At 40.1% G+C, this 7,764-nt stretch carries 3 protein-coding genes and 1 pseudogene; all 4 read left to right on the forward strand.

From position 1 onward, the window contains the following. Positions 1-231 precede the first annotated feature (231 nt). The 4 genes and pseudogenes from BCU84_RS16965 to BCU84_RS20745 all read left to right on the forward strand — a co-directional run bounded on the left by BCU84_RS16965 (position 232) and on the right by BCU84_RS20745 (position 7,705). Complete coding sequence (locus tag BCU84_RS16965) at positions 232-3,270, forward strand: TonB-dependent receptor (protein WP_102529260.1); 3,039 nt, start codon at positions 232-234, stop codon at positions 3,268-3,270. Positions 3,271-3,335: 65 nt separating this feature from the next. Continuing rightward, the gene (locus tag BCU84_RS16970) at positions 3,336-7,028 is read left to right on the forward strand and encodes a VCBS domain-containing protein (protein ID WP_102529261.1); all 3,693 of its coding nucleotides are present in this window, start codon (positions 3,336-3,338) and stop codon (positions 7,026-7,028) included. A gap of 228 nt (positions 7,029-7,256) precedes the next feature. Next, a pseudogene (locus BCU84_RS21040) lies at positions 7,257-7,541 on the forward strand (transposase); the annotation flags it as partial. Then, positions 7,538-7,705, forward strand: coding sequence for a hypothetical protein (locus BCU84_RS20745; RefSeq protein ID WP_157936237.1), 168 nt, complete (start codon positions 7,538-7,540; stop codon positions 7,703-7,705). The pseudogene BCU84_RS21040 and the gene BCU84_RS20745, both read left to right, overlap by 4 nt. Positions 7,706-7,764: the final 59 nt, after the last annotated feature.

The raw sequence follows: 7,764 nt of genomic DNA on the forward strand, positions 1-7,764 counted from the left end.
AGGTTAAAACTTTTGTTTGGGTTTCGTCTGTTGAAATTAATATAACTCTAATTTAAATATAAGAATTTAATAGCAGTAACCTGATTGCAATAATAAATATAAGAATTTAATGGCAGTAATCTGCTTGCAATAATAAATATAAGACTTTAATGGCAGTAACCTGCTAGCAATAAAAAATATACCAATATATGGCATTAACATGCTTATTAAAATACTAAGGGGAAGTACGGTATGTCGACGAAAATAAGTAAAAAAACAAAACCCATCCATAAAATAGGGAAGTTCAAGCTTTCACCTATAGCAAAATGGATGAAGCTTGCTGCATTTACTTCTTTAACCAGTTCTTTTGCATTTTCGGCAATAGCACAAGAAGCAGAAACTGAAAATCTAGATAAAGTTGATGATGATATAGAAGTTGTTGTAGTTACTGGTACACGTAGAACAATTCAAGACCAAATTGCAATAAAGCGTGACTCTACCACGGTTGTTGACGGGTTATCTGCTTCAGATATTGGTGATTTACCTGCACTTTCAATTGGTGAGGCGCTAGAAACATTAACTGGTGCATCATCTCACCGTGAAAATGGTGGTGCTACTGAAATCAGTATTCGTGGTTTAGGCCCATTCTTAAGTGCCACTAACATCAATGGCCGTGAAGCGACCAATGGTAGTGGTGACCGTTCAGTTAACTTTTCTCAGTTCCCATCAGAGTTGATGCAGAAAGTAGCTATTTATAAAACACAAGACGCTTCCATGATTGAAGGTGGGGTTGCCGGTGTTATTACCCTGGAGACACTTAAGCCTTTAGATTTTGGTAAGCAACGTTTTCAGGCTGAAGTAAAAGGTAACTACAACCCAGACCAAGCAAACGTTGACAATTCACTTCAAGGTGATTTGGGCTACCGTGGAACACTAAGTTATGTTGATCAATTTGAGTTTGATAACGGTCAAGCATTTGGTTTGAGTGTAGGTTTGCAGCGTCAAGATATTAGCCAGCCAGAAGCTGAATATAGAAGCTCCAGCCCAACGGGTTCGTCTTTGTGGGCATGTTTGAATGATCCAACCGATACCAATACTGGCTTTTTCCGCAGTGAAGCGGGCGATTGTGAAGATGAAATTGTTGGCTCAAATAACCAAGGTTATAATAATGAAATTGATCCAGAAACAGGTCTTGCAGTAGATGATGGCAGAGAATACGCATGGACTGGCTCAAGCCGAAGCTTCCGTCAAAATGAAACATCTGATGAAAGAGATGCTTTATTCTTTGCTCTACAATACCAACCCTCAAATAAATGGGATATCAATTTTGACGCGCAAATTTCAGATCGTACCCAAGCAGAAGCGCGTCATGATTTAATTTTCTTACAAAAGCGCGTTACACCGGGTGTAACGGGACAAAACCTGATCACAAACGATGTTGGCGGTATTCTACATTGGGAAGGTGAAGAACGTATCGAATCTGCGGGCGAGCAATTTTCGCGTGAAGAAAATTATCGTGGATATGGCTTGAACGTTGAACATTTTTTCTCTGATGATCTAAAGATTAGTCTTGACCTTGGCTATTCTAAAACTAGCCGTGAAGAACTACAAATAACAAACCGAGGAAGAACGAGCTCTCGTCCTTTCTTTTCTTGGGATTTAGGTGAACATATTCCTCATTTCACAGTTACTGATTTTGATGTGACTGATATTTCCAATTTTACTGATAGCCTTCGTACTCGTATCGACAGAGAAAATGTCCGCGACAACGAAATTATGGGTGCACGCCTTGATATTGATTATATTCTAGACGGTGATTTTTTCAGTAGCGTTCAAGCTGGCGTTCGCGTTTCTGAGCTAACATTTGTTCAATTTGGTGGCACGAACGGTAATGGCTCAAGAACTACATTTAATTTAGATGAATCTGCAACATCGGCCATCGACGTACTTGAAGGTTGCCAAATAGCCTTCCCTGAGACTGATTTTTTATCTAGTGTTTCTGACGGTGATATTATCACCCATGTTGACAGTTCAGGTAATGTTGTAGAAAGCGGTACAGGCGCTTCGTGGGCAACTTACAATAACGAGTGTTTCTCTCAAGCAGTAGCAGCATCACAAGGCGGCGAATTCGCATACCCAGAGGTTACATACGAGAATGCGGGTACTATTGACGTAACAGAAGAAACTATCTCTGCTTACGCCATGCTTAATTACGACACTGAAATGTTTGGTAAATTTATTCGTGGTAACTTTGGTGTTCGTGTAGTGAACTCTGACATTACCTCTATTGGCTTTAGAGAAGGTTTCGACGTTGTCACTGATCCGGCGACAGGTATCGTCGAATTAGTACCAGACGGAAGTATTGAAAAGATTGTTGGTGGTGGTGATTACACTGAAGTACTACCAAGCTTTAACTTAGTCGTTGATTATAGTGACGATATTCTCCTAAGGGCCGGTATTTACCGAGGTATGTCACGTGCAGATCCATCTGATCTAGGTTATAGCCGCACATTCGTAACCGATGACTCGGATGACCCTGAATCAGTTGAAGATTTGTTGGTTGGTGTTAATGGTTCAGGTAATCCTGATCTTCAACCATTAATGTCATGGAACTATGACGCTGCTTTTGAATGGTATCCAAGCGATGACTCTATGGTAGCGTTAGGTGTTTACTACAAGCAATTCAATGGCGGTTACCAACAGCAAACACAGTTAGAGAATTTTATCGTTGACGGTGTGGAAGTTTCTTTACCTATTACTAATTCAGTCACTACTGACGAAAATAGTGACCTTTATGGTTTTGAAGCGACATTCTCCTATCGTTGGGACTTAGGCATTGGTGTGAAGCTTGGTTATAACTATGCAGATACAACCTATGAGTTTGAAGATAGTAACTACGGTAGTACCTTTACTACTGATTTAGATGGTGTTGCTATTCAGGATACCGTAGGTATTGTTCCTCCTGCCTCAGTACCTGGGTTTTCTGAACATGTATTCAATGGACAGATTTACTATCAAATAGGCGGTTTTGATACTGCTCTTATCTACAAGTATCGTAGTGAATACTTCCAACCATACACTTCTAACGGCACAAGACTGCGTTATGTTGATGAGGCAGGTATTTGGGAAGCTCGTGCTGCTTACAAAATCAATCAACACGTTCGTATTAAAGTTTCAGCAATTAACTTGTTTAGTGAGCCTCGCAGTGATGACTTCTATACCCAAGGTAACTTAGGTCAAGTAAGTGATTACGGTCCTCGCCTGTTTGCAGGTGTCAGCTTTAAGTACTAGCCAAGTCTAGTACTTAAATAAAACAAGCTAAATTTGGAAAAAGAATCTTTTTTGGAGTCATAAAAATGAATAATAAATCCTTTATACCGCTCATCATTGCGACAGGTCTATTAGGTTGTGGCGGTGATGACGGTGCTGAACTAGATGGAAATACTCGCGGTAGTATAGCAATAACCGGAAGCAATTTTATCGCTGGCGAAACAATCTCTGCAGCAGCTACTGATGCTGACGGAATTATAGCTGATACACTTACTTACGTATGGTCAACAGGTGTTATTGGTACATCCATCACCATTACTGAAGCCGATGAAGGTTCAGTCATTTCTGTTTCTGCTAATTATACTGATGAGGCAGGTTTTACCGAAGGTGTTGGTGCATCTACACCTACTATCAATCCAACCTTAAATGTTTCTGCTAGCATTATTAAGGGCCCTATTGATGGTGCAACTTGTGACATATTTGAAGTTGATGATAGTGGTGCAGCGGTTCTTCCTGCACAAGCTGCTGCAACCTCTGATGTTTCAGGTGGTGTTACATTTAGCGACGTACACTTCGAAGGTACAGGTTTAATTGCATGTACTGGCGGTACTTATACGGACGAATCAACAGGTTTAACCTTAGATGCTCCTCAACTAAGATCTGTAGTGAATGTAGTTGAAAATAGTGTTCAGACTGATGAAGATGGGAATCCAGTTTTAGATGACATGGGTGAGGAAGTATTAGTATCACCACCTACTTATGTTGTTTCTCCGCTAACCGAAATGGCTGTTCAAAACGCGGGTAGTGATTTAAACCAGTTTGCTGACGAAGCTGAAATAATTAATGCTCGTTTTGGTATTCGTTTTGATACAACAGAAGTGCTTCCTACTTTAGTTGGTATTGTTGAACTTGGTGCTGATGGTGCTGAAGATGCTGATAGATATGGTTCTGTGCTAGCGCTACTATCACAAGTTGATGCAGACAACGCAGACGCAGATTTATCTACCGTTATGGAAGATCTTGCTAGTGACGTCGCTGATGGTTCTTTTTCTGAAGAGTCTTTAGATACACTTGAGACAGCACAAATTAATTTGCAAACTACTTCACAAGTTGCTGATTCAGTTGATGAAGCGTTACTTGACGTCATTGGCGCGGCTGCGGGTTATAACAATGACCCTGTTGCTGCAATCATCGAAGGTGAATTTGGTGGTACTGTTCAAAATACTGCTACGGTTCCATTAACTGGTTCATTAACCATTATTGATCCAAACTTTGAAGAAGATGCTTTTGTTGCGCAAACTGATGTAGCACTTGATTATGGTACATTTAGTATCAGCGCTAACGGTAGCTGGTCGTACACAGTTAATACTGCAAACGAAACTGTGGCTAGCCTTGAGTTAGGTAATTCTGTGAATGATTCAATCACTATTGTTTCTATTGATGGTACCACTGCTGAAATTAATATTCGTGTTGCTTCGCTTACTCAGGTTGTAAAAATAAGCGATACAGGCGGCGATACTGGTGAGATCAGATTTAGCGTTGATAACCTTCGTCAAGGTAAGCTGAGTGCATCTTTCTCTAAAGAGGTTGCTCTTGGTAGTGATGGAAATATTAAAGATGCATATATTACGCTTTATGGTTCTTCTGGTAGTTCTAGTGAATCGTTAATGGATTTACGTATTCAAGGAACTCAAACTGGAGACGACGGCACTATAATTGATCCACGTTTCTTTGTTCGAAATACTGACAGTGACGCTTACCCTGGAAGTTTAATCACTGCTCCATTTGTTGAAGACCAGTTTTATGATGTAGAAATCACATGGGACTTAGACGCAACAGATCAAATTACCGTGACTATTGATGGTGAAGTGATTGGTGGCGGTTCTTTCTCTACTGCAGCGGTTGTTGACTCTGATTATACAGGCTTAGACCAGTGGTTCGCTGATGGTGTGAAAGCTATCCAATTTAGATTCGGTGATAATGATAGAACGATTCCTTTTGGTTCTTTTTATGTTGATAACATCGAGGTATTCTCAGATACAGCTGGCACAACAAGTATATTTTCAGATGACTTTGAAGTTTATGATGCAGGCGAAACTTTAGATGGTACAGACAGCAAGTATGGCTTAGCTATTTACTCAGAAGTTATCGTATTTGATGTAGGCGATGGCACAGAAGAAAATACACCAGCAGCATTTTTTGATTTAACTGGAAGAATTGCAAGTGATGAGGCAACGGCAACAGGTGTAGTCAGTGTACTTGACCCAGATGGTGGCGAAGATTCTATTGTTCAGTCATCCTTAATGGGTACATACGGTACATTATCAATATTAGATGATGGTTCATGGACTTATACCCTTGATACCACTGATCCTACTATTGCTGCACTTGTTGTGGGTGATAATGAAATCGATACCTTTACCATTGAATCTTTTGATGGTACTACTGCTGAATTAATAATCACAATTACAGGTACTATTGTTGTTAATACAGGTGCTAACAATGTTGCCGTTATTATCGATACCTCAGACGATACAGGAGAACTTCGTTACGCACTTGGCGACAATGGACCTCTTTCTGCTGGTAGAGTTGAGGTAAAAGTCAAGCGTCTTGACGATAACCTTGGTGATGGAGATGCATTCATTACATTGTTTAACTCTAATACAAATAATGATGGTGCTATTTTAGACCTACGTATCAAAGATGACAGTTTTGGTGTTCGTAGTCCAAGTGACATTGATGCGTCAGTCGCTACGGTTATGTTAGACACATTCATGGATGTAGTTATTACTTGGGAATACCCTGGTGATGATACTGCGGTTAACCCATTGGTTACAGTTGAAGTGGATGGCGTAAGTTTTGTTGCTGAAGGTTTTACTCCTGATAACCAATCATTTGGTGGTGTTACTCATGTTTCCTTTAGATTTGGTGACAATAGTGGGGTGAGAGCAGCTACTGGTAAGTTTACTGTTGATGATTTAGTTATCTTCGCTGATACCGCGGGCACAACAGAAGTTTTCAATGATGACTTTGAGAAATATGCAGATGGCGACTCGCTTGATACTGATAATGCTGCTTCGCCTTATAATAGCAGTACCTCAGAAGCAACAGTAGAAACGATTCCTCCTGTGGGCGGTCCTGGAACGGCTGGTAATAAATTTGCTGCAATTACTGATACAACTGATGATACGGGCGAGTTACGTTATGCCCTTGATACTAATGGTCCATTAGCGGCAGGTCGATTTGAAGTTGCAATAAAACGTTTAGATGATGACCTTGGTGATGGAGATGCATTCATTACGTTGTTTAACTCTGATACAAATAATGATGGGGCTATTTTAGACCTTCGTATCAAAGATGACAGTTTTAGTGTTCGTAGTCCAAGTGACGTTGATACTTCTGTCGCTACTCATGTACTTGACCAATTTATGAACGTTGTGGTTACTTGGGAATACCCTGGTGGTGATACTACGGTTAATCCATTAGTTACAGTTGAAATAGATGGTGTGAGTTTTGTCGCTGCTGGTTTTACTCCTGATAACAGCTCATTTGGCGGTGTTACACATGTATCTGTTAGGTTTGGTGATAACTCAGGTGTAAGAGAAGCGACTGGTATTGTCTCTGTAGATAACTTTACAATCTACTCTGATACAGCTGGCACAACAGAAGTGTTCACTGATGACTTTGAGAAATATGCAGATGGTGATTCACTCGATACAGATAATGCAGCTTCACTTTATAATTCGTCAACATCTGAAGCGGTTGTTGCTGTCGAATAAGACTTTAATTTGAGCTTTAACTGAAAGCTGTAAATAATAAAACCCCGATAGTCTAGCTGATTATCGGGGTTTTTGAATATGTTGGGTCAGTGTAAAATTTAATTTATTACCATACATTTTCTAATCTCACAGCTCACTTTTAGCAAATAATATGGCCACCCATTCTAATTGGCTAAATATTCACCGCTTAACTAGGCTTTATTTACCCTTTCAAAATGGTATTTGAAGATGGCTAGACCAAGACAAACCCTCGTGAGCTTAGAAGATACCCCTTACTACCACTGTTGTTCGCGTGTGGTACGTAAGGCGTTTTTGTGTGGTTTTGATAAATCGACAGGTAAAAATTTTTAGCATCGCCGAGAGTGGGTTGATTCATGTATTGTAGAATTGGCGACCATTTTTGCGATTGATATTTGTGCTTATGCAGTGATGAGTAACCATTTATATGTGCTGTTAAAAGTTGACGCAGAAAAAGCGAAGCTCTGGACAGATAAAGAGGTGCTGTTCCAGTGGCAGACGGACTTAAAATTGCGGGCTGGGTGGCGAATCAAGTCGATGCAGACATGAGCGAAATAAAAGAGAATTTAGCAAGTTTAACAGAATTAATGAGTGGTCCTTTTTGGGTTATGTGCCAAACTTCGCTTCAGCAACAGCGAAAGAGGCTGCACAGTATTTAGAGGTTAAAGGTTTATAAATTAGGACTTTTTGACACAATTTTATTAGTCATTAGTCATTA

Source organism: Shewanella sp. 10N.286.51.B7 (assembly GCF_002873615.1).
Lineage (GTDB): Bacteria > Pseudomonadota > Gammaproteobacteria > Enterobacterales > Shewanellaceae > Shewanella > Shewanella electrodiphila.

Bases quoted from the DNA above. Each gene is read 5' to 3' on its own strand.
- BCU84_RS16965 (WP_102529260.1), top strand. From the start codon at position 232: ATGTCGACGAAAATAAGTAAAAAAACAAAACCCATCCATAAAATAGGG.
- BCU84_RS16970 (WP_102529261.1), top strand. From the start codon at position 3,336: ATGAATAATAAATCCTTTATACCGCTCATCATTGCGACAGGTCTATTA.